This is a genomic window from Ruegeria sp. CG1 (assembly GCF_056537265.1).
The window spans coordinates 42257-62839 of record NZ_JBQFRF010000002.1 but is presented as its reverse complement, the minus strand read 5'-3'; the positions used below and the strand labels follow the sequence as shown (position 1 = coordinate 62839).

Below are 20583 nucleotides of genomic sequence, written 5' to 3'. Positions count from 1 at the left end.
CTGTGGCGTTAGGGCCAGAACCGTTAGCGGTTTAAGTCCAGAGTGCTTAAGAACGCCGGATCGCTTCAGCAATCTGTTGGATTCCCGGTTCGATACGATCCGACGAGATTGAAGAGTAGCCCAGCCGATAAAAGTTCTTTGGCCTGTTCTGGCTTGAAAAAAATGCCTCACCCGGTTCGATATGGACGCTTTGGCGCTGCAGGTCTCGGGCCAGTTTGCTGGTGTCTACATGCAGCGGCGCTTGCATCCAGATCGATGATCCGCCCAGCATCCCGCGCCCAGCAACAGTCAGACCATATTGTCCAATCGCCTCCTCAATCGCTTCGCGACGGCGTTGCAGCGTTTTAGACATGCGCCGGATCTGAGCATCATAGTGGCCGAGCGATAGGAAGTAGGCTGCGGTTCGCTGCATGTGGCCAGGAGGGTGACGCAAGACCAGAGATCGCAGGGCGCGCGCTTCACGGATAAAGGGTTCGGACCCGACCATGTAGCCCAATCGAAGCCCCGGAAACAGCGACTTGGAAAAGCTGCCCACGTAGATCACCCGCCCATCGCGATCCATTGACCTGAGCGCCGGTGACGGGGCTCCGAGAAATGACATTTCAAATTCATAGTCATCCTCGACGATCATGGCATCCAATTCGCGGGCACGACGCAGCAGTGCATGTCGGCGGTCCACCGGCATGGTCGCGGTTGTCGGGCTCTGGTGGCTGGGGGTGGTGAATATGACGTCGGTATCGTCAGGGATTGTTTCCGGGGGCAACCCGTCCCGGTCGACCTTCAGATAAGACAGCTTGCATTCCGAGTGAATCAGAAGATCGCGCAGGGCGTAATAGCAGGGGTCCTCGATCGCTGCCCTACGGTTCCGGTTCAGCAATATGCGAGACGCCAGCCAAAGGGCGTTCTGAGCGCCCAGGGTGATCAAGATTTCTTCGGGCCGGGCTACAATTCCACGGCGGGGAAGAGTATGCCGGGCGATGAATTCAAGCAGCAGCGGGTCATCTTGATCGACATAGTCCCCGGTCAGAGAATCAAAGTCCTTATGTCCCAACGCCCGAACTGCGCAGAGACGCCAGTTTGCATGATCGAACAGCTTTCTGTCGACTTGGCCATAAATGAAGGGATAGCGGTAGTCACGCCAGTTGCTGGGTTTTGTCAGCACATCACCGCCCGAGAAACGGCGGGCAAACGCCTGATCCCAGTCAACCACTTCGGTGTCGCGCCGCACTGGCGTGTAGGTCGGCGGCACTGGCGCATTTTCTGAAACATAGTATCCCGACCGGCCTTTGGCGGTCAGGTAATCATTGGCCAGCAGTTCAGTATAGGCAAGCGTGACCGTAATCCGGCTGACACCCAAATGGGCAGCAAGTTTACGGGACGAGGGCAGCTTTTCCCCGACGTGGAAGCGTCCTGACAGAATGCCTTCGGCAATCAGCTGTTGCAGCTGCGCCTGTAAGGTGCCTTGCCCATTGCGTTCCAAAAAGAATGTGTCGACCGAAATACCCATTGCATCGTTATAGGTTGGACCTAAGGCGGTGGCAATCTGGACTTATGGCCCTGCGAACCATGTTGGGAGTTTTACGCACACGTGTGGTTGACGCAGGATACGAATTAAACTAAATAACCAGAAATCTAGTTTAATGGAGATAAAGGATGTGGGAAGAAGCTGCCGCAGGTTTCTCTGCCATGGGCTCGGAAGCCCGATTGAAGGTTCTTAAGACCTTGGTTCGTGCTGGGGAAGCAGGCCTGACCGTTGGAGAAATTCAAACGAGGACAGGAATCGCGCCCTCGACTCTGGCGCATCATCTGCGGTTTCTGGCTGCTGGCGGAGTAGTTGAGCAAGAGAAGATCGGGCGTAGCACGATCAACCGCGCGTGCTTTGACGAATTGAGAAACCTGGCGCAGTTCATCCTAAGTGAATGCTGCGCAGACGAAATCGGAAAGGCCGCAAACGATGGCTGAACTGACCCAAAACCCCAAGCCACTTGCCAGAAACCTGATCGACCTGATCAAAACGCCCTGGGCTCTGATCATGGTCATACTGGCGCTGGTGGCCGTTCTTGATCCGGGCAACTGGACCGAGGTTGTGAGTTTTGCAGCCAAAGCGCTTGCGCATACGGGCCAGTACATCCTGTTTGCTGTTCTGCTGCTATCATACCTGAAGGCAACCGGGGCCGAAGTGATGGTCGCCCGTGCATTTGAGGGTCGCGAGACACGGATGATCTTTCTGGCTGCGTTGTTTGGCGGGCTGGCCCCATTTTGTTCCTGCGAAGTGATCCCGTTCATCGCGGGATTGCTGGCTCTGGGTGCGCCATTGTCGGCCGTGATGGCATTCTGGCTCAGTTCACCGTTGATCGACCCCCCGACGTTGCTGATTACTGCGGGTGCGCTGGGTTGGCCGTTTGCAATTGGTAAAGCGGTTGCCGCTGTCGCGTTGGGTTTGTTCGGCGGGTTTGCGGTGCGCACCCTGATGCGGGGAGGTGCTTTTGCGCAGCCGTTGCGTGAATACAAACCCGCTGGTTGCTGCGGTTGCGGACCAAAGCAAGATGACAAACCCGTCTGGAAGTTCTGGCAAGACCCTGACCGTCGGACGCGCTTTCGGGCCGAATTCGTTCATAACGGTCTGTTCTTGCTCAAATGGCTAGCGTTCGCCTACGTGCTCGAGGCGCTGCTGGTCAGCTATGTTCCGGCAGACCTGATCGCCCGGGTTGTTGGTGGTGAGGGTGTTGTACCAATCGTCATCGCAGCCTTGGTCGGAATGCCTGCCTATCTGAACTCTTACGTCGCACCACCGCTTCTTGCGGGTCTGATGGAACAGGGTATGAGTGCGGGTGCTGCGATGTCGTTCATGGTGGCCGGCGCCGTCAGTTCGATACCTGCGATGGCGGCCGTGTGGTCACTGGTGAAACCGCGCGTCTTTGCCACCTATCTGGGGTTGGGCATCAGCGGTGCCATCGTAGCAGGCATCCTGTTTCAGTTGATCTGAACAAAAAAACCGCCCGGTTGAGCCATCGGGCGGTTTTGCTTTTCTAGCTCGCTTCGCAATATCGTGGCAGTTTGAACCGATACCTTGGCTCTCCACTTTCAATGAAAACCCGTTTCTCGATACAGGCTTGGTTTCCAACTGTCTGAGCAATCGGCCCTTCGGTCGACGTGATTGATGCTGCTGAGCCATCCGGCAAGCGCACCGAAGCAATGACCCCGTTCTTGAGATCGCCATTGATCGGTGTCGCCGACAAAACCGCGACGGTGAGAAACGCCTCGTGCTCGTGCTTGCCGTCGTCATTCAGCAACAGCAAGCCAGCGACTATCGCGATCATCACTACGGCACCTGTAATGGCCAACCACCAGGATTTCAGGAACACATAGATTGAAACGGCACGATGCGCGTCGAAGAATAAGGATAGAACCTTTAGCATCAAATCACCCAAAAAATCGGGTCCCGGCTATTCGAGGCCGGGACCATGCGCATCTCAGGGGCGCAGATCGTCTTCGTCTTCTTCATCACCACCACCCTTGGGCAGGTTGAAGAAGCTATCCGCATCGACGATGGGCTCTTCGTCTTCCTTCTCGTTGGTGTCCTCGGACAACGAGAATGTCTCGAGACCTTCGATCGCGGTCGGGATCTTGGGCGCTGAATCCATCTCGAGCGACTGTTCGGTCGAGACCAGTTTGCGACGCTCATCATCGCTCATCACGCCACCTTCGGCTGCTTTCTTGGCCGCGGCCTTTTGCACGATGGCATCCAGTTCGGATTGTTTGCACAGACCCAGGGCAACCGGATCGATCGGCTGCATGTTCGAGATGTTCCAGTGCGTCCGCTCGCGGATCGACTGGATGGTCGGCTTGGTGGTGCCGACCAGCTTGGCAATCTGGCCGTCGCTGAGTTCCGGGTGGAACTTGACCAGCCACAGGATCGAGTTCGGACGGTCCTGACGCTTGGACAGCGGGGTGTAGCGCGGACCACGGCGTTTCTCTTCGCCTGATGCCGCCGGATTGAATTTCAGCTTCAGCTTGTGCAGCGGGTTGTTTTGCGCGGTGTCAATTTCTTCCTGAGTCAGCTGGTTGTTGGCAATCGGGTCAAACCCTTTGACACCTGCAGCCACATCACCATCCGCAATACCCTGCACTTCCAGCTCGTGCATGCCTACGAAATCCGCGATCTGCTTGAAGCTGATCGTGGTGTTGTCCACCAGCCATACGGCGGTTGCCTTGGCCATAAGCGGTTTTGCCATCAGCCCGTCTCCTATAAATACATCTGTCCCGTCGCCGGAATTCGGCGGCCCCGAAGCTATGGGGCAGGTTTCCGTTGTCGGGGAACTTGGGGCCTATATAGTCGCGACAGCTAAAGAAGGGAAGAGGCGAATGCGCTGGGCGATTTTGTGGGTGCTGAGTGCCATGGCTGCGATGGCCGAGGGCGAAAAGGCGGGCGATTTTGACTACTACGTCCTGTCGCTCAGCTGGTCGCCCAATTGGTGCGCCCGCGAAGGCGATGCGCGCGGCTCGGATCAGTGCGACACGCGACACGATCATGGGTGGATATTGCATGGGCTCTGGCCGCAATTCCATCAGGGCTGGCCTTCGTATTGTCGCACGTCCGAAGCGCCACCCACACGCCGCATGACGCGGGAAATGGAGGATATTCAGGGCTCATCCGGGTTGGCCTGGCATCAATGGAAAAAGCACGGCACCTGTTCGGGCCTCAGTGCACCCGACTATTTCGCCCTGTCGCGGCAGGCTTATGCAGGAGTTGCGCGCCCCGAGGTGTTCCGCAAGCTGGACGCGACGGTCAAACTGCCCGCTTCGGTGGTGGAAGAGGCCTTTCTCAAAGCCAATCCCACGCTCGAGCCTGACATGATCACCATCACCTGTAAGCAAGGCTATATCGAAGAAGTCCGCCTGTGCTTGTCCCGCGATCTTGACCCGGTGCCCTGTGGCCGCGACGTGATCCGTGATTGCACCGCTAAAGACGCGGTGTTTGATCCGATTCGTTAGAGCTTTTTGTTCTGGCAGTCGCGCGCATAATCCAGCGCTTTGGCGGTGCCTTTCAGATCAATCGCCATGACGGTCTGGCCTTCCGGATTATAGACGGTCATGGTCTTGTTCTGCGCAATCGAGGTGACGAAACTCCGGTCCGTAAAGAACACCGTCGCGCCGGGCACGCGATCCTGCTTGAACCCGATGGCGGTGGCATCAAAGCTCTTGCCGTCCAGCTCAAACCGGATTGGATATTGTTCCCCCGGTTTAATGTCGCCCCAAGCCTTGTTGTAAACGGTGAAATACCCGCGATTATCCAACGCGTCATAGCCTAGCCGCACCACCGAGAGGTCCTGATACACGGTTTGTATCAGGCACCCATTGCCAAGATTGGGGTCCATCATGATGTTCCAGCCTTCGACAAAACCTTTGTCGATGAGTTCTTGGGACAGTGCGGCGGTGGCAGTGAAGGTGGCTAGGGTGAGGGCGAGAAGGCGGCTCATAGTATGGTTTCCCAACATCATGTGGCGATTTTGATGCCTACTAACGTAGTAGGGTCAATCAATATGATAAACGTGTAATGACGCCCCATCGTTGAAAACAAAGTAGCTTTCAAACTACTGGCAGTCGTCTGAGTTTAAAACGTCGAAGTTGTTGCGAAGTACTGCAGCAATATCTTCAGCGTAACACGCCAACGATTTGTAGTTTGTGCTCGCAAGAGCGTACGCAACAATCCTCAATTCGGTGCCACTAGACCTCTTGGCCGATGCTTCGAATCTTACAGTATCTGGACGGTTCTTTCCGATATTCGCAAATAATGGGTCCAGGGGACCACAATTTGGAAGAATTTCAACGTCCGCCCAGTTTTCTAACAGAATGACAAGTATGTCTGTATCATCGATTCCACTTGGACGAGCAAAGGGGTCAACGACCGGGTTTTCTGCGGCAATTCTATTGTAAAACGCATCAAGTGTCTGATCGTCCATGTTTGAGATCACAGCTAGTCTAAGATGTTCTGGACTCGCCGCGCTTGCGAGACAGCAAAACACTACAGCACCTAGTGCCATGATCTGCGAACGCACGGCTGGTTTGAGTTTCTGCATCTTAGTTGTTACATATTTCATCTTTGAAGCGAAAAAGACTATAATTCCTTCCTCGCCCTAAGCGCTGCCGTGATCGTCCCGTCATCCAGATAGTCCAACTCGCCCCCAATCGGCACACCTTGTGCTAGCGAGGTCAGGCGCACCTGCCCCTCCAACTGATCCGCGATGTAATGCGCGGTGGTCTGACCATCGACGGTGGCGTTCAAGGCGAGGATGATTTCGGTGATACCCTCGGCCACAACCCGGTCCTTCAACCGAGGGATACGCAGCTCATCAGGACCGACGCCGTCCAGAGCGGACAAAGTGCCGCCCAGAACGTGATAGCGACCCTTGAAGACCCCGGCACGCTCCATCGCCCAAAGGTCGGCTACGTCCTCGACCACGCACAGCTCTCCGGTTGCGCGAGCCTCGTTGTTACAGATGTCGCAGATATCAGTGGTGCCCACATTGCCGCAGTTCAGGCATTCACGGGCAGTTACGGCTACCTGCTGCATGGCGTCAGAAAGCGGCGTTAGCAGCAGGGCGCGTTTGCGGATCAGGTGCAGGACTGCGCGGCGGGCCGAGCGGGGGCCGAGACCGGGCAGCTTGGCCATCAGGTCGATCAGATTGTCGATGTCACTGTTCGAACTCACCGTGAGACCCTCGCAATTGGGCCAGAGAAACACGCCCCGGCCATAGATCCGTCAGGAGGGTGTATCAGAACGGCAGCTTGATGTCTGCGGGCAGGCCCATGCTTTCGGTCAGCTTGGCCATTTCTGCCTGTGAACGTTCCTGCGCCTTGGTTTGGGCGTCCTTGATCGCGGCGAGGATGAGGTCTTCGACTACTTCCTTATCGTCACCGTTAAAGATCGACGGGTCGATATCCAGACCTTTCAACTCGCCCTTGGCGGTCGCGGTGGCCTTGACCAGCCCGGCACCGGATTCGCCGACAACCATGATGGTGTTCAGCTCTTCCTGCATGTCAGTCATCTTGGTCTGCAGATCCTGCGCGGATTTCATCATCTTGGCCATGTCACCCAGGCCGCCTAAACCTTTTAGCATCGGTAATCTCCTGTCACTCGATTTGTGGCCTAGATACGAAGCGTAACCGTGCGGCACAAGAGGTCAGGATACTCCCGCTCGTCGTCAAGGTCTTTGGCAAGACCTTTCTTCCCGTTGGGCCCGGCAGCGCGCAAGGGGCGCTGCCGGGCCCAAAGCCGCTCAGGGGTATCGGCGTCAGCCGATGGCCCGTGGCGGGTGCGGGAGCATTTGGACAAGGTGCCCGTGTGCTAGTTGGTCAGTCTTCTTCGAACGGGTCCCATTCGTCTTCAACCTCGGGCAGGGCTTCGGTTTCGACCTGAGCGGCGCGTTGTTCTGCGGTTTCGATGCTCTTGATCCGCGCTTTCGGGAAATGAGTCAGCACTGCTTGCACCAGAGGATGCTGTTCAGCCTCGGCCTTCAGTGCCAAGTCTGCAGCGTCCCGTACCTCGGCAATGGTCGGTGCGTTGCCCTCAGCGACAATAGAAACGGCCCACCGGTTGCCTGTCCAACGCTGCAGCGACGCGCCCAATCGTTGTGACAGGTCGGTCGGGGCGTTGTCGGTTGGGGCGAACTCGATCCTGCCTGGTTGGTAGGATACCAGACGCACGCCGTTTTCAACCTCGACCAACAACTTCACGTCCCGGTTGGCTCGGATCAGTTCGACCACATGTTCAAAAGTTGGATAGCGTGCCAGCGCTGCCTGCACATCTTGGGCCAGCGCGGCTGTTGGCCCGCCTGCGTTGCCGCCGATTCCCGATGCGGCATAGGCCGGTCGGGCCACATCCTGTGGCGCGGAAAGAGTATGTCCAGGCGCACCGATTCCCTTGCCGGGGCCACCATCGGGCGGCGGAGGCGTATCTTGCAGACGCTTGATCAGCTCCTCCGGGCTAGGTAAGTCGGCCACATGGGTCAGGCGGATCACGGCCATTTCCGCAGCCATCATCGCGTTGGGTGCGGCGGAAACTTCCTCGAGCGCTTTCAGCAGCATTTGCCACATGCGTGTAAGGACTCGCATGGGCAGAGCCTCGGCCATTTGTTGACCTCGGGCGCGTTCGTCGGGGGAAACAGTGGGATCTTCGGCGGCATCCGGGGTGATCTTGACCACCGAAACCCAATGCGTGATTTCAGCCAGATCGCGTAAGACGGCGAGTGGATCAGCCCCTTCGGCATATTGCCCGCTCAGCTCGGTCAACGCGCCTGCAGCATCGCCGCGCAGGATCATATCCATCAGATCCAGCACCCGGCCCCGATCGGCCAGCCCCAGCATCGCGCGCACCTGATCCGCGCTGGTTTCACCGGCCCCGTGCGAGATCGCCTGATCCAGCAGTGAGGTCGCATCCCGCGCCGATCCCTCGGCGGCCCGGGTGATCAACGATAACGCATCCTCGGCAATCTGTGCCCCTTCGGCACCTGCAATCTTGCGCAGCAGTCCGATCATATCCTCCGGCTCGATCCGGCGCAGATCAAAGCGCTGGCAACGGGACAGGACGGTCACCGGGACCTTGCGAATCTCGGTGGTAGCAAAGATGAACTTCACGTGTTCGGGGGGTTCTTCCAGCGTCTTGAGCAGCGCGTTAAAAGCGCTGGTCGACAGCATGTGAACCTCGTCGATGATATAGATCTTGTAGCGCGCGGATGCAGCGCGATAGCGTACGCTGTCTATGATCTCGCGGATGTCATTGACACCGGTGCGGCTGGCGGCGTCCATCTCCATCACGTCGACATGGCGGCCCTCCATGATAGCCACGCAATGTTCACATTGACCGCAGGGTTCGGTTGTAGGGCCGCCGCTGCCATCGGGACCGATGCAGTTCATACCCTTGGCTATGATCCGAGCGGTCGTCGTCTTGCCGGTACCGCGGATACCGGTCATTATGAAGGCCTGCGCGATCCGGTCCGCCTCGAAGGCGTTTTTCAGAGTGCGCACCATGGCGTCCTGACCGACCAGATCGGCAAAGGTTTCGGGGCGGTATTTGCGGGCAAGAACCTGGTAGGCGGGGCTGGGCGTCTCGGTCATGTCTGCTCTGTCGGATTCGCGTTACGCCGCAGCGTAGAGGCCCCCGCCGCCCGCGTCCACAGCCAGCCGGGACGATTTTCATTTTGGAATGCGTGGGTATGCGGCTAAAATCCACTCTATTCTATTTACTGGACCAGTATGTTGTTGGGTGAAGTTTGTTTGGGGGGAGATTATGTCGCAACTGGTGGTTTATGCGTTGCAGGTTGGCGGAGGCACCTTGGCCTTGTCCTCGATGCCTGGGCGTGGAGGAACGTATACAGAAGACCTTGATCTTATCGCAGACTGGAAGCCCGGGCTTGTGATCTCGATGACGACTGAGGTCGAGATGATTCAGGATGGTGCGCGGAATTTTGGCGCTGATATTCAGGGGCGTGCCAGCAGATGGGTGCATTTGCCGATCGAAGATTTTGGCACGCCACCCAAAGAGATTTTGGACCGCTGGCCCCGCGTTGGCGCGACCGCACGTCAGGCGTTGTCAGGTGGTGGCCGTGTACTAGTGCATTGCCGTGGTGGCTGTGGCCGATCCGGGATGGTGGTTCTGCGTCTGATGGTTGAATGCGGTGAACGGCCTGAGGCGGCATTGAAGCGATTGCGTACGGTGCGTCCTTGCGCAGTCGAGACAAATGCCCAGATGCTTTGGGCCGTTGAACCGGCCCGTGTTCAAGCCGTTTGACGGCTTAGATACCAACATGTGGCGAGATTTCGCCACCGTTGTGCTGCACCAGAAGCGAAGCCTCAAGCATGGCGCAAGGAGGATTCCTTAGCAGGTCTGCGGGTAGGCTGCGGTACTCGGTTCCGAACATCATGTCTGCGTAGTCATCCAGCCGGCCGGTATCGATTTCAGGATCGGTTCCGCAGAATACACGTATCTGGTCGCATTGGGCGCGAAAGCGGGCGGTGCATCCTTCCGGGCAGTGCGACAGATCTATGGTGCCTTCAATCTCAAACTCAGTTTTCGTGACCGGTTTTGTGGCGGACATGGTCTGCGTCAGAGCCCGCGCCATCTGTGCCAATGCGGGGCAGGGCGCGCCAGTACGTTGGCACACGGTCGCCGCGAATTCGTGTGTTTTGGTCTTCCAGATCATCAATGCGCCCTCCGCGCGCAAGGCGAGGGCGTGGCACAGGTTGGTCGTTGCGGAGCACGATCAAACCCGTCCCGGACACCCCGCCCGAGTTTCGGTTCTACATCCGATGGCAGGTCTCCTGACTTGCGGGTCATCGCTTTGCCGACCTTCCCAGCCTTCAAAGCCAGTGGTATCTCGGCATTGCTCTCCGCTTACAGTTGCGGGGGCAGTCTCGGACTAGGTTCTTTCCGGATTTATTCGGGCAGAACCGCACCGTGTTCCCTTTTCATCCCGGCCCGATTGGGCGCGAGAACCATCGCGACATGGCTAGCGGCTGCGCCGTGCCCGAGTCAAGAAGATTGCGTCAGGCAAGTGACGTATGGTCCAGTCACGTCAACCTTGACTTGAGGCGCTTCGGGTGAACTGATCAGTTCAGTCGGTATTGGAGGGCACCATGTTGGACACGCAGCAGGCGGTTGTGACCGAGGATTTTCAAATCCCGTCCGGCCCGGCAATGTTGTCGGCGCGGCTTTACCGTCCGGTTGCCGACCCCGAAAAGGTGGTCGTCATAAACGGTGCGACTGGGGTGCCGAGGGATTACTATCAGTACTTCGCCCGATGGCTCGCCGAAGAACAGGGCATGGCCTGCCTGACTTACGATTACCGGGATTTTGGTCACTCTTTGGTGGGTTCGCAAAAGCGGTCAAATGTCACCATGGCCGATTGGGCGTTGATCGACATTCCAGCCGCCCGGGCCGAGATGCGCCGACGGTTTCCGCAGGCCAAGCTATGGAGCATCGGTCATTCCTTGGGCGGAATGTTTGGCCCGATCCAACCCGATATCGATCAGATTGACAGGATGATCTGTGTCTGTTCGGGTCTGGTAACGCTGGCGGATCACCCTTGGCCTTATCGCGCTTTGGCGGCGTTGTTCTGGTATGGTCACGCGCCGCTGGTGGTCAAGGCGCTTGGCTACCTGCCCGGGCGGTTGGTCGGGTTTGGATCGGACCTGCCTGCCCAAGTCTATTGGCAATGGCGCAAATGGTGCACCGCCCCCAAAAGCTATGTGCCAGAGATCGGCACGACACTGCCCGCCGCCCGCTGGAAAGACTTGGGCAAACGTGTCGATCTGTTTACCTTCGCAGATGATGAAATGGTGCCGCCGGATGCTGTCTGGCGTCTTGCCGATCTCTATGGACCCAAAGCCGGGCGCCATCTGCTTGCACCAAGCGAATTCGGAGTGTCCAAGATCGGCCATATCGGTGCATTCGCAAGACGGAATGCGGCAGTCTGGCCTAGGCTGATCGCCTGATAGCGCTGGGCACCGGTAGGTCGGTGCCCAGCTTCGTTATAGCCCTTTACGGGATTTTTTCTCGTGCATCACGCTGCGCACCATCTTGCCGAAAGCCTTGTCACGGGCGCGGGCCTGCGCCACCGAAGCGGAATTGTGTTGGTCTTCGCGCCGCAGCTTGCGCCAGCGGTCCAGCCGCGCGGGATCAAGCGTACCAGCGTCGATTGCCGCCTGCACCGCACATCCGGGCTCAGACTCGTGCTGACAATCCGAGAAGCGGCAATCCAGGCTGAGGTCTGAGATGTCCGAAAATACCTCATCCAACCCCTCCTGCGCATCCAGCAGACGCAACGCGCGCATGCCGGGCGTATCGATCAGCCAGCCGCCATTGCGCATGCGATGCAAGGCGCGTGCAGTTGTTGTGTGCCTGCCGCGCGCATCGTCTTCGCGAATACCTGCGGTGGCCTGATCCTGCCCCGTCATCCCGTTGGCGAGCGTCGTTTTCCCAACGCCGGATGATCCAAGCAAGGCGCTGGTTTGTCCTTTCGGACACCACGACAGAACTTGTTCGAGATCGCCGTGATCCAGCGCGTTGACCGCAAGTACCGTCAGAAACGGGGCGAGCGATTGGGCTTGATCTACATAAAGGCTCGGATCATCGCACATGTCCGATTTGGTCAGAACGACCACCGGATAGCAGCCTGCCTGATGCGCCAGCGCAAGATACCGCTCCAATCGTGGCATATTGAAATCGGCGTTGCAGGAACTGACGATGAACAGCACATCAACATTTGCAGCAATCAGCTGCGCCGCTGCCCCTGTACCTGCGGCCCGGCGCTGCAGCAGGCTGCGCCGGTCCAGCACTCGGCGTATGCGTTTGTTTTCATCCGCCAGAACCCAATCCCCAACGGCATATGCGCCGGTTGATTGATCCAGAGATAACAAAGGCGATTCACCTTCAGGGCTCAGCCCGATCAGTCGATCCCGGTGTACGGCCGAGATGCGATACGGAAGAAGTGACGGATCAGCCGTATGCTGAGCCGCGAAATGAGAGGACCATCCGAGGTCCGAAAAGGAAAGTAACATTGGTCTGCCTGTGATCAGAAACAGCAATCCCGTCGAATGGCAATCGCGCATCCGCCGGCGACGTGTTCAGGCAATCAGTTGATCGGAAAGGATCAGAACCGGTCTGCCCGAAGGGTTTTTGCTACAATCATAAACGCCCTCCTGCGGCTGATAGGTTCTAAGTGAGAGGTTGGACATCGACCCAAGCGGGGCTCGTTGTGGCTGCTTCCTTCCGGACCTGACCAGGTTGGCGAGGCGCTCGCCCGCGCCAACCTCTCAAAGCCGATATAGGTGCATCCCCTGAAAATGGCAACCCGTCAGAAGGTCAGATGAATGCGCATGAAACCATCCGCATAGTCGGGCAGAATGCGTGGATGATACTCAGCAAGCTCTGCAACATGGTGTAGCGCGCGTGGCCCCGTTGTCAGGATCGCGCCCTGCCTTTGGTTTGGTACAAAAGAAAAGGGGCGCGGTGCATGCGCGAGTGGGTCGGCGGGCAATGTGCCCGCGACGTATTTGCATAGAATATCCTGTATGCTGATCTGAGGCAGGTCAATCATACGGGCTTGTCGCGCAATTGGAAAATGACCACCGCCATTGGCGCGGTAGTTATTGGTGGCGACAAGGAAACTCTGGTCAGGCGCAATCGGCTGCCCATCGAATTCCAGGTTGCGTATGCGGGAAAATGCCGGATCAATCACTCGACCGAGCGTATCGAACCGCGCCGGTTGCGAAAGATCGATCTGGTAGGTGACGCCATGCAGGACATCGAAATTGAAGCCCGTGCGCTGAGGATCGGCAAGATCGATCGGGGCGTCTGATCCAAGTTGATGGAACAGCCCGGCTGACATCTCAAGCCAGTCCCGAATCTGAGAACCTGAGGCCAGCATCGCGCGCAATTCATTAGGAAAGACACTGAGATCAGCGATATGTCGAACTGAAATCTCGCCTGAGGGGATATCAGTGTAGTACTTGCTTCCTGCGCGCCCGCCGAACTTTGCCGGGGCGGCTGACGATATGATCGGCAAATCTGCCCAGTCGGTATCGACCAAATGCGGGCGTAGGGCAGCGGCCTGAGCCGCCGCAACCAAGGCCAGACCGCGATCCGGTATGCAATATGAGAAGTAGCTGTGTAGCGTGTGTGGGATTGTGCCCACTGGCCTGGTCACCCTTTTGCGCGTCGCAGCGTGGCCGGTCGCAAACAGCTCTGTGATCCTTGGGCATTCGGGTATTTCTGTGCCCGATTGAGCGATTGCCCGCGCTTCGACATGGCTGCCTGTAATGCGCCAATCGCCGGTGGTATCTTTTTGCAGTGTCAGATCAATGATCCCAAGATGAGACCCGGCCCAACCCTGCATGACAACCGGCGTTCCATGCACAAGCCCCCGCGTACTGTCGACGAATGGATAACCATCATGCGCCTTTCCGGGCAGTGTCAGATGGGTGTGGCCTGCGACGACGGCATCAATCAGCGGCATCTCGGCCAGCGGGATGATCGCGTTTTCCATATCCGGCTCGGCCATTGCCGATCCCAGTCCGGTATGCGCAAGGGCGACAATCAGATCGCAACCTTGCACGCTGAGATCTTCAGCAGCGCGCCACGCAGCGGCGAGAATGTCTGTTACCACGACCCGGTCCGTTAGCAGATGTGCTTCCCACTGTGCGGTTTGAGTGGGCAAAACAGAAAGAACCCCGATGCGGATTGCGGTGCCCTGTCCATTTAGTCTGACAACTCGATGCAGAATCGTGTGTGCATCCCACCCTTGTTCGGTCTGAGTGGTTTGCATATTGCTGCAAATCATTGGGCAGGCGGTTTGGCGAGCGATGCGATTGACGAGTTCCAACCCAAATCCGAAATCGTGATTACCCAATCCGATCGCGTCATAGTTTAACGTGTTGAACGCGCGTGGCAGGGGATGGGCGTCTGGCACGTTTTCAGCTGCCCAGTTGCCAAATGGCGTTCCCTGCAGGCTATCACCATTGTCAAACAACAGCACAAGGGCTTCGTCGCGTTCAGCCTGTCTGCGCGCCTCGTGAATCAGGCTGGCGGTACGGGTCAAACCAATCGCAGGTTCGGGGCGATCCGAATAGTAATCATATGACGTCAGGTGCATGTGTAGATCGGATGTAGCAAGGATTCGAATCCGTGCGCCATCATCTGCATCTCTTCGTTGTCGCATTAAATACTTTGATTTCAATATCTTCAACTTGTAGCTGTCAGTGTGCCAACGTTTCCACCATGAGGCCGATTTAATGCAATTTCCGGGGCGATGCTGCGGTCATTCCGCGGCAGGGTCGAAAAATGTTTGGTCGATACCCGTTGCACGATCAGGTAAGACGTGGCAGCCCTTTGCGCGGCAGTCAGGAACGGCAGGCATGAAACGCGCAGAACAGGTGACATTTGGCGGCTCGGCACTGGATCGGGCGGGTTTGCTGCGCGGCGACGCGGACAAACTGGCACAGGTTTATCGTGACCCTTTGGCAACATGTGTGTTGCTGTGGCGTGGCAAACTGTTGGTTGAGGGTGAGGCACTGGACCGGCTCGCCCGGCTTCCGATGGCGCACAAGATTCTCGAACAGGGCCCGGGCGGTGTGATCGAGCAACCGATTTTCCTTGGAAAATCCGAGGATGGATCGCCGCTTTTTGCCATGGACATCTCGGGCTGGGCGGCTGAAGGGCTGGATTTATCCGGTGTCGGAGATTTTGTCGACCGCAGCGAACAGCAGCACTCTGATCTGCCCGAGGGGTGTGTCTTTGCCGAGCTGCGCCGCATCATGACACGCCTCAACCCACGAGACGCAGAGATTGCGGCAACCGCCAAGGCGGTGATCGGCTGGCACGAAACGCATCAATTCTGTGCCCGATGTGGTGCCCGCAGCGAGATGTCTCAGGGTGGATGGCAGCGCAGTTGCCCGGCCTGCGGCGGCCAGCATTTCCCGCGCACCGATCCTGTGGTCATCATGTTGATTACCCATGGCAATTCGGTGCTGATGGGGCGCTCTCCGGGCTGGCCTGAAGGCATGTATTCGCTTTTGGCTGGTTTTGTTGAGCCCGGTGAAACGCTGGAAGCCGCTGTGCGGCGCGAAGTGATGGAAGAGGCGGGCGTGCCCGTGGGTGCGGTGCGCTATCTTGCAAGCCAACCCTGGCCCTTTCCCGCATCCCTGATGTTTGGATGCGCAGGCGAGGCGTTATCGCGCGATATCCAGATCGATCCGGTCGAGATCGAGGATGCGATCTGGGTCACCCGGACAGAGATGATGCAGGCCTTCGCTGGGGATCACCCTAAGCTGTTGCCTGCCCGAAAAGGTGCGATTGCGCACTTTTTGTTGCAACACTGGCTTGCAGACACGCTGGACTGACGAGAAACTGAACCCAATCTAGGGCAGAGAAAAGCAAACATGCAGTTTTCAGCGCAGGAAGATATCGATGTCCCAATCGAGACGGTCTTCACCATGGTCTCGGATTTTGAACGCTTCGAACGCAAAGCCTTGCGGCGCGGGGTCGATGTGCGTCGGGTCACGGGGTCGGTTGTGCCGCAGGCCGGAATAACCTGGGAGACCGAATTCAAAATACGTGGCAAGCCACGTCATATCATTATCGAGATGACAGAATGCGATCGCCCGTCCTTGATGCGGTTCCAGTCCAGCAGCAAGGGAATGAACGGCGACACGGTGATCGAGCTTTTGGCGCTTTCCCAACGTCGGACACGGCTGCGCGTTGAAACATCGCTGGGTGCGAAAACGCTGCCCGCCCGCCTATTGCTTCAATCCCTGAAGTTAGGGCAATCCCGATTCAGGCGACAGTTCCAGACCCGTCTCAGCGAATTCGCGCGCGATATGGAGGAACGACACCTCCATGGTGTCTGACAACCGAGAAGTAGATGAGTACTTTAACGAGACCGATCATACGCGACGCTGTCGAAGCCGATGCGGATGGCTTGTCCGGTGTGCTAACAGCGCTTGTAGCGGCCGGAAAGCGGACCAAGCCCGCCGACAGCGCCTTTGCACTGACGCATTACATCTGCGACCCTGAGCGGATTCAGTGTAGCCTTGCCGTTGCGCCGGACGGACAGATACTGGGTTTCCAGTCGTTGAAGCTTGCCACCCGAAACAACCCGTATGGCGTTGCGGTCGAGTGGGGCATCATTGGGACGCATATCAAACCGTCCGCTGCGCGATGTGGTATCGGTCGGGCGTTGTTCAAACGTTCTCTTCAAGCCGCTCGGCAGCAGGGATTGCCCGCTATCGATGCTACGATCGGGGCCAACAATTTCGACGGCCTTGGCTATTATGAGGCGATGGGATTCAGAGAGTACCGGCAGATGGATGGCGCGATATGCAAGGTCTTTCGCATGGGGACCGGAGTGACCAACCCGTAGTCCGCCGCACTTTCAGGATGTCGCACCGAAGGACTCAAGTTACCGTTCTAAGCTGCAAGCGTAGCTGCCCCGCCTATCCAGGCCGTTCCTTTGAAGGGGCGAGCCGATTGCCTGCACTATCCACGAGGTTGCGCCGCCGGATAAACACCGAGGACTTCTACGTTGGTGGTAAAATGCTCAAGCTCATCCATCGCCAGTTGCACATTTCGATCGCCTGGATGACCCACGATATCGGCATAGAACTGGGTCGCGGTGAAGGACCCGTCGACCATATAGCTTTCCAGCTTGGTCATGTTGATTCCGTTGGTGGCAAATCCGCCCATCGCTTTGTACAACGCCGCCGGGATGTTACGCACCTGAAAGACAAAACTTGTGATCATGCCGTGATCACCACGGCGCGATTCGTCGGCCTCACGAGACATCACCAGAAAACGGGTCGTGTTGTCGCCCTGATCTTCAATGTGACGGGCCAAAACGTTGAGGCCGTAAATCTCACCTGCCAGCTCACTGGCTAACGCTGCGGAGTGTTTGTCGCCGATCTCGGCGACCTCGCGTGCGGCACGAGCATTATCCGGGCTGACCCTGCCACGAATTCCGTGTTGCTTCAGGAAACCTGCGCATTGTGGTAGCAAGACGAGGTGGGAATGCGCCTCAGTGATATCCTCCAGAGTCGCGCCCGGTACGCCCAACAGGTTGATGTGCACGCGCACAAATGCTTCGTCGATGATGTGCAGCCCGCTATCCGGAAGCAGGCGGTGAATATCGGCCACACGACCATAGGTGGTATTTTCCACCGGTAGCATGGCCAGATCAGCCTCACCTGAGCGCACTGATTCGATCACATCTTCGAAAGTGCGGCAGGGCAGGGCGTCCATATCCGGTCGCGCGTTCCGGCAGGCTTCGTGACTGTATGCGCCGGGTTCTCCCTGAAATGCTATGCGATTGGTCATTTGGTCGTTTCCGTGCAACAAGTTCTTGAATTGGGCGTTTAGTCGCGGTGTCTATACCTTGCGTCTTCTCAGGGGAAGCCTTAGACACCCCGCAGACAGCTGAAATGGACACGCGATCAAAATGTTCGACACGATGACAGTTACCAAAGCCGCAGCCGGCTTGTTTGGCACCTTCCTGGTGTTGCTTCTGGCAAAATGGGGGGCGGATGTCCTCTATAGCTCTGACAGCCATCTTGCCGAAGCTGCTTACATTATCGAAACCGAAAGCTCGGGCGAAAGCGCGGACGGCGAAGAAGTAGTCTTTGAAGATATGTTGGCTGCAGCCGATCCGGAAAAAGGCGCGCGCGTATTCCGCAAGTGCACCGCTTGCCACAAACTGGAAGACGGCGCCAATGGTACAGGTCCTTACCTTTATGGTGTCGTAGATCGCCCGGTTGCCTCAGCTAAAGGCTTTACCGGTTATTCGGCCTCGATGCAGGCGCATGGTGGCAACTGGACACCCGAAGCCCTGGACGCGTTCCTAGAACGCCCAAGCGCCTATATCTCGGGCACTTCGATGAGCTTTGCTGGCCTGAAAAAACCACAAGAACGCGCCGATCTGATTGCGTATCTGCAGACCATCGGCAACTGATCTGTTGATCAGATTTGCTGGATTTAAAGCCGCTGCCTTGCGCAGCGGCTTTATTTTTTGTCTGAGAAGAACTTCACAAAGCGTTCACGCATTCTAAACTTGCAACTGACAGTGCTGGACCTTTAGCTGGCGGGCACGACAATGAAGATGACAGAAATTCAGAGGACGAGCCTGATGAAACCCCTTCTGCCCCAGATGCGCTTTACCGGAATTCACGCTTGGGCTGCGGCTTTTGGGATTTCGGCGACACTGGTTCTGGGCAGCAGCGATCCTGCCCGTGCCAATGAAGAGGGCGTCACGCGCAGCCACGGGTATTCCTATTTCGGAAATCTGGATTATCCGGCCGACTATCCGTACTTGAACTACGTCAACCCAGACGCACCAAAGGGCGGAGAGCTGTCTTTATCGGGCTCAGGTACGTTTGATTCCCTGAACCCTTATTCGCGCAAGGGGCGGGCAGGCGCTTTGACTACGCTTCAATATGACCCGCTGATCGAAAGTACCGCGGACAGTGTCGGGCAGTATTATGGGGTTGTTGCGGAAAGTATGGAATATGACGAAGGGCGCAATTATGTGATCTTCAATCTGCGCCCCGAAGCTATGTTCTGGGATGGCACCCCGGTGACTGCCGAAGACGTCGTCTATAGTCATCGTTTGTTCATTGAGCAGGGTTTGCCGTCTTATGCGCAAGCCGTCGGGCGCATGGTTACAGGGGCTGAAGCTCTGGATGACCACACTGTAAAATTTACTTTTAGTCCGGATGTCACCCGGCGCGGGTTGATCGAAACCGTCGGGTCGACCCCGGTATTTTCAAAAGCCTGGTTCGAGGCCGATGAAAGCCGTCGTCTGGACGAACCGCGGCTGGAGGTCGCCGTTGGTTCAGGTCCTTACAAACTGGACAGCTATGACATCAACCGTCGTATAGTCTACAAGCGTCGCGACGATTATTGGGGCAAGGATCTGCCGATCAACATAGGCCGCAACAATTACGACACTATCCGGATCGAGTATTTCGCGGATCAAACCGCCGCCTTCGAAGGGTTCAAGGCGGGCGAATACACGATGCGTATCGAAAGTGACCCCAAGCTCTGGGCCTCTAGTTACGATTTCCCGAAACTCAGCGAAGGGTTTGTCGTGCAGGACGAGATCGTGGATGGTAGCCCACCGACGCCGTCGGGTTTCGTTTTCAATCTGGGCAAGCCTCAATTTGCCGACAAGAATGTGCGTAAAGCGCTGGCGCTGGCGTTCAATTTCGAATGGGCAAATGAATCGCTGATGTTCGGTCTGAACGCACCGCGCAGTTCATTTGTGCAGGGGACACATCTTGAAGCGACAGGCGTGCCGGAGGGTGCCGAACTGGCGTTTCTGGAAACGCTGGGTGACGTGGTTCCGGCCGAGGTGTTCAGCGAGCCTGCGCTTGTCGTCCACGAATCCAATCCAGCTCGGTTGAACGACCGTCGCAATTTGCGGCAAGCCTCGAAACTGCTGGACGAGGCTGGTTGGCCCGTCGGCGACGGCAATCTGCGCCGCAATGCCGATGGGCAGACGCTGAAGGTCAATATTCCGTATGCGTCGAGCATTCCAACCTCGACCGCCACCATGATCGAGACCTATGTGCAGAACCTGCAGTCGATCGGTGTGGATGCTTCGGCAGAGAAGGTAGATCCTTCTCAATTCACCCTGCGGCGGCGTGAGCGTGATTATGATATGGTATATTCGAACCGCTACGGCTCGTTCCTGTCGACCGGCGGGGGTCTCAGTCAGATGTACGGATCGGAGGAAGCCGCGTTCAGCTTGTTCAACCCTGCCGGTCTTGCCAGCCCGCTTGTTGACGCTGTGATCGAAGCGTCATTCGACACGACAAATCAGGCAGAACAGGATGCTGCGCTGATGGCGTTGGATCGTGTCTTGCGTTATGAGTTCTTCGTCATTCCCGATGGGTATGTGGCGGATTACTGGACGGCTTATTACGACATGTACGAATACCCTGAAAACCTGCCTCCATTCTCGCTTGGGTATCTCGATCTGTGGTGGATCAACCCCGAGAAAGAGGCTGACCTGAAAGCCAAAGGCGCGCTGCGATAAC

Annotated in this window: 22 protein-coding genes, 1 other RNA gene and 1 riboswitch; of the genes, 10 read left to right on the top strand and 13 right to left on the bottom strand. The window is 57.3% G+C overall.

The window, feature by feature from the left end:
* Positions 1 to 46: 46 nt before the first annotated feature.
* Entirely contained in the window at positions 47 to 1507 is a 1461-nt protein-coding gene (gene pdxR, locus ACR0AU_RS05990; RefSeq protein ID WP_170398719.1) for a MocR-like pyridoxine biosynthesis transcription factor PdxR, read from the bottom strand.
* Positions 1508 to 1653: 146 nt separating this feature from the next.
* Between pdxR and ACR0AU_RS05985 the strand changes: the two genes are divergently transcribed.
* Both ACR0AU_RS05985 and ACR0AU_RS05980 read left to right on the top strand, forming a co-directional pair.
* Entirely contained in the window at positions 1654 to 1962 is a 309-nt protein-coding gene (locus ACR0AU_RS05985) for an ArsR/SmtB family transcription factor (protein WP_170398716.1), read from the top strand.
* The gene (locus tag ACR0AU_RS05980; RefSeq protein WP_480795410.1) at positions 1955 to 2986 is read left to right on the top strand and encodes a permease; all 1032 of its coding nucleotides are present in this window, start codon (positions 1955 to 1957) and stop codon (positions 2984 to 2986) included. Before ACR0AU_RS05985 ends, ACR0AU_RS05980 begins: the two co-directional genes overlap by 8 nt.
* A 43-nt stretch (positions 2987 to 3029) precedes the next feature.
* On the opposite strand, the gene ACR0AU_RS05975 is transcribed toward ACR0AU_RS05980, so the two are convergent.
* Together ACR0AU_RS05975 and ACR0AU_RS05970 are read right to left on the bottom strand one after the other, a co-directional pair.
* A complete protein-coding gene (locus ACR0AU_RS05975; protein WP_170514749.1) occupies positions 3030 to 3419 on the bottom strand; it encodes a hypothetical protein in 390 nt (129 codons plus the stop codon).
* Positions 3420 to 3473: 54 nt separating this feature from the next.
* Complete coding sequence (locus ACR0AU_RS05970; protein WP_170398707.1) at positions 3474 to 4235, bottom strand: DUF1013 domain-containing protein; 762 nt, start codon at positions 4233 to 4235, stop codon at positions 3474 to 3476.
* Between the two features lie 130 nt (positions 4236 to 4365).
* Between ACR0AU_RS05970 and ACR0AU_RS05965 the strand changes: the two genes are divergently transcribed.
* On the top strand, positions 4366 to 4995 hold the full coding sequence (locus tag ACR0AU_RS05965) for a ribonuclease T2 (protein ID WP_170732497.1): 630 nt from the start codon (positions 4366 to 4368) through the stop codon (positions 4993 to 4995).
* Here ACR0AU_RS05965 and ACR0AU_RS05960 read toward each other — a convergent pair.
* The 5 genes from ACR0AU_RS05960 to ACR0AU_RS05940 form a co-directional block, all read right to left on the bottom strand.
* Complete coding sequence (locus tag ACR0AU_RS05960; protein ID WP_170732496.1) at positions 4992 to 5480, bottom strand: hypothetical protein; 489 nt, start codon at positions 5478 to 5480, stop codon at positions 4992 to 4994. The two genes, ACR0AU_RS05965 and ACR0AU_RS05960, sit on opposite strands and share 4 nt — an antisense overlap.
* A gap of 114 nt (positions 5481 to 5594) precedes the next feature.
* On the bottom strand, positions 5595 to 5963 hold the full coding sequence (locus ACR0AU_RS05955; protein ID WP_170732495.1) for a hypothetical protein: 369 nt from the start codon (positions 5961 to 5963) through the stop codon (positions 5595 to 5597).
* Between the two features lie 155 nt (positions 5964 to 6118).
* Positions 6119 to 6712 carry a recombination mediator RecR gene (recR, locus tag ACR0AU_RS05950; RefSeq protein WP_480795409.1) on the bottom strand — a complete coding sequence of 198 codons (594 nt, stop codon included), beginning with the start codon at positions 6710 to 6712 and terminating at the stop codon, positions 6119 to 6121.
* A 64-nt stretch (positions 6713 to 6776) separates the two neighbouring features.
* Positions 6777 to 7121, bottom strand: a complete 345-nt coding sequence (locus tag ACR0AU_RS05945) for a YbaB/EbfC family nucleoid-associated protein (RefSeq protein WP_170398693.1) — start codon at positions 7119 to 7121, stop codon at positions 6777 to 6779.
* Between the two features lie 235 nt (positions 7122 to 7356).
* The gene (locus ACR0AU_RS05940) at positions 7357 to 9117 is read right to left on the bottom strand and encodes a DNA polymerase III subunit gamma/tau (RefSeq protein WP_480795408.1); all 1761 of its coding nucleotides are present in this window, start codon (positions 9115 to 9117) and stop codon (positions 7357 to 7359) included.
* A 172-nt stretch (positions 9118 to 9289) separates the two neighbouring features.
* Here ACR0AU_RS05940 and ACR0AU_RS05935 point away from each other — a divergent pair, with 172 nt between their 5' ends.
* Positions 9290 to 9790 carry a phosphatase domain-containing protein gene (locus ACR0AU_RS05935; RefSeq protein ID WP_170398687.1) on the top strand — a complete coding sequence of 167 codons (501 nt, stop codon included), beginning with the start codon at positions 9290 to 9292 and terminating at the stop codon, positions 9788 to 9790.
* A 4-nt stretch (positions 9791 to 9794) separates the two neighbouring features.
* Here ACR0AU_RS05935 and ACR0AU_RS05930 read toward each other — a convergent pair whose 3' ends face one another.
* On the bottom strand, positions 9795 to 10202 hold the full coding sequence (locus tag ACR0AU_RS05930) for a hypothetical protein (protein ID WP_480795407.1): 408 nt from the start codon (positions 10200 to 10202) through the stop codon (positions 9795 to 9797).
* Positions 10203 to 10293: 91 nt separating this feature from the next.
* A riboswitch (cobalamin riboswitch) is annotated at positions 10294 to 10514 on the bottom strand.
* A 121-nt stretch (positions 10515 to 10635) separates the two neighbouring features.
* Here ACR0AU_RS05930 and ACR0AU_RS05925 point away from each other — a divergent pair.
* Positions 10636 to 11493 (top strand): alpha/beta fold hydrolase, encoded by an 858-nt coding sequence (locus tag ACR0AU_RS05925; protein ID WP_170732491.1) that lies wholly within the window; start codon positions 10636 to 10638, stop codon positions 11491 to 11493.
* Positions 11494 to 11529: 36 nt separating this feature from the next.
* Here the strand turns inward: ACR0AU_RS05925 and rsgA are convergent, their stop codons facing one another.
* From rsgA to ACR0AU_RS05910, 3 genes are all read right to left on the bottom strand, one after another.
* The gene (gene rsgA, locus ACR0AU_RS05920) at positions 11530 to 12558 is read right to left on the bottom strand and encodes a ribosome small subunit-dependent GTPase A (RefSeq protein WP_170732489.1); all 1029 of its coding nucleotides are present in this window, start codon (positions 12556 to 12558) and stop codon (positions 11530 to 11532) included.
* A 159-nt stretch (positions 12559 to 12717) separates the two neighbouring features.
* An RNA gene (gene ffs, locus ACR0AU_RS05915) (signal recognition particle sRNA small type) lies at positions 12718 to 12816 on the bottom strand.
* 38 nt (positions 12817 to 12854) lie between these two features.
* Positions 12855 to 14717 (bottom strand): bifunctional 2',3'-cyclic-nucleotide 2'-phosphodiesterase/3'-nucleotidase, encoded by a 1863-nt coding sequence (locus ACR0AU_RS05910; protein ID WP_170732487.1) that lies wholly within the window; start codon positions 14715 to 14717, stop codon positions 12855 to 12857.
* A 196-nt stretch (positions 14718 to 14913) separates the two neighbouring features.
* On the opposite strand from ACR0AU_RS05910, the gene nudC reads away from it, so the two are divergent.
* From nudC to ACR0AU_RS05895, 3 genes are read left to right on the top strand one after another with little or no spacing between them, the layout of a single operon-like run.
* Positions 14914 to 15897 (top strand): NAD(+) diphosphatase, encoded by a 984-nt coding sequence (gene nudC / locus ACR0AU_RS05905; protein ID WP_480795406.1) that lies wholly within the window; start codon positions 14914 to 14916, stop codon positions 15895 to 15897.
* A 39-nt stretch (positions 15898 to 15936) separates the two neighbouring features.
* Positions 15937 to 16404: an SRPBCC family protein gene (locus ACR0AU_RS05900; protein ID WP_170508814.1), complete on the top strand. Its 468-nt coding sequence runs from the start codon at positions 15937 to 15939 to the stop codon at positions 16402 to 16404.
* A 14-nt stretch (positions 16405 to 16418) separates the two neighbouring features.
* Complete coding sequence (locus tag ACR0AU_RS05895; RefSeq protein ID WP_480795405.1) at positions 16419 to 16916, top strand: N-acetyltransferase family protein; 498 nt, start codon at positions 16419 to 16421, stop codon at positions 16914 to 16916.
* 116 nt (positions 16917 to 17032) lie between these two features.
* Here ACR0AU_RS05895 and ACR0AU_RS05890 read toward each other — a convergent pair whose 3' ends face one another.
* Entirely contained in the window at positions 17033 to 17866 is an 834-nt protein-coding gene (locus ACR0AU_RS05890) for a prephenate dehydratase (RefSeq protein ID WP_170732482.1), read from the bottom strand.
* Positions 17867 to 17987: 121 nt separating this feature from the next.
* Between ACR0AU_RS05890 and ACR0AU_RS05885 the strand changes: the two genes are divergently transcribed.
* Complete coding sequence (locus tag ACR0AU_RS05885) at positions 17988 to 18497, top strand: c-type cytochrome (RefSeq protein WP_170398660.1); 510 nt, start codon at positions 17988 to 17990, stop codon at positions 18495 to 18497.
* Positions 18498 to 18671: 174 nt separating this feature from the next.
* Positions 18672 to 20582, top strand: a complete 1911-nt coding sequence (locus tag ACR0AU_RS05880) for an extracellular solute-binding protein (protein ID WP_170732480.1) — start codon at positions 18672 to 18674, stop codon at positions 20580 to 20582.
* Position 20583 lies beyond the last annotated feature (1 nt).

Excerpts from the sequence above, each read along its gene's own strand:
- ACR0AU_RS05955 (WP_170732495.1), bottom strand. The coding sequence starts at position 5,963 with ATGGACGATCAGACACTTGATGCGTTTTACAATAGAATTGCCGCAGAA.
- ACR0AU_RS05880 (WP_170732480.1), top strand. The coding sequence starts at position 18,672 with ATGAAACCCCTTCTGCCCCAGATGCGCTTTACCGGAATTCACGCTTGG.
- ACR0AU_RS05895 (WP_480795405.1), top strand. The coding sequence starts at position 16,419 with ATGAGTACTTTAACGAGACCGATCATACGCGACGCTGTCGAAGCCGAT.
- ACR0AU_RS05925 (WP_170732491.1), top strand. The coding sequence starts at position 10,636 with ATGTTGGACACGCAGCAGGCGGTTGTGACCGAGGATTTTCAAATCCCG.
- ACR0AU_RS05970 (WP_170398707.1), bottom strand. The coding sequence starts at position 4,235 with ATGGCAAAACCGCTTATGGCCAAGGCAACCGCCGTATGGCTGGTGGAC.
- ACR0AU_RS05960 (WP_170732496.1), bottom strand. The coding sequence starts at position 5,480 with ATGAGCCGCCTTCTCGCCCTCACCCTAGCCACCTTCACTGCCACCGCC.
- ACR0AU_RS05890 (WP_170732482.1), bottom strand. The coding sequence starts at position 17,866 with ATGACCAATCGCATAGCATTTCAGGGAGAACCCGGCGCATACAGTCAC.
- ACR0AU_RS05930 (WP_480795407.1), bottom strand. The coding sequence starts at position 10,202 with ATGATCTGGAAGACCAAAACACACGAATTCGCGGCGACCGTGTGCCAA.
- ACR0AU_RS05985 (WP_170398716.1), top strand. The coding sequence starts at position 1,654 with ATGTGGGAAGAAGCTGCCGCAGGTTTCTCTGCCATGGGCTCGGAAGCC.
- ACR0AU_RS05910 (WP_170732487.1), bottom strand. The coding sequence starts at position 14,717 with ATGCGACAACGAAGAGATGCAGATGATGGCGCACGGATTCGAATCCTT.
- rsgA (WP_170732489.1), bottom strand. The coding sequence starts at position 12,558 with ATGTTACTTTCCTTTTCGGACCTCGGATGGTCCTCTCATTTCGCGGCT.
- ACR0AU_RS05980 (WP_480795410.1), top strand. The coding sequence starts at position 1,955 with ATGGCTGAACTGACCCAAAACCCCAAGCCACTTGCCAGAAACCTGATC.
- nudC (WP_480795406.1), top strand. The coding sequence starts at position 14,914 with ATGAAACGCGCAGAACAGGTGACATTTGGCGGCTCGGCACTGGATCGG.
- ACR0AU_RS05940 (WP_480795408.1), bottom strand. The coding sequence starts at position 9,117 with ATGACCGAGACGCCCAGCCCCGCCTACCAGGTTCTTGCCCGCAAATAC.
- pdxR (WP_170398719.1), bottom strand. The coding sequence starts at position 1,507 with ATGGGTATTTCGGTCGACACATTCTTTTTGGAACGCAATGGGCAAGGC.
- ACR0AU_RS05900 (WP_170508814.1), top strand. The coding sequence starts at position 15,937 with ATGCAGTTTTCAGCGCAGGAAGATATCGATGTCCCAATCGAGACGGTC.
- ACR0AU_RS05975 (WP_170514749.1), bottom strand. The coding sequence starts at position 3,419 with ATGCTAAAGGTTCTATCCTTATTCTTCGACGCGCATCGTGCCGTTTCA.
- ACR0AU_RS05945 (WP_170398693.1), bottom strand. The coding sequence starts at position 7,121 with ATGCTAAAAGGTTTAGGCGGCCTGGGTGACATGGCCAAGATGATGAAA.
- ACR0AU_RS05965 (WP_170732497.1), top strand. The coding sequence starts at position 4,366 with ATGCGCTGGGCGATTTTGTGGGTGCTGAGTGCCATGGCTGCGATGGCC.
- ACR0AU_RS05885 (WP_170398660.1), top strand. The coding sequence starts at position 17,988 with ATGTTCGACACGATGACAGTTACCAAAGCCGCAGCCGGCTTGTTTGGC.
- ACR0AU_RS05935 (WP_170398687.1), top strand. The coding sequence starts at position 9,290 with ATGTCGCAACTGGTGGTTTATGCGTTGCAGGTTGGCGGAGGCACCTTG.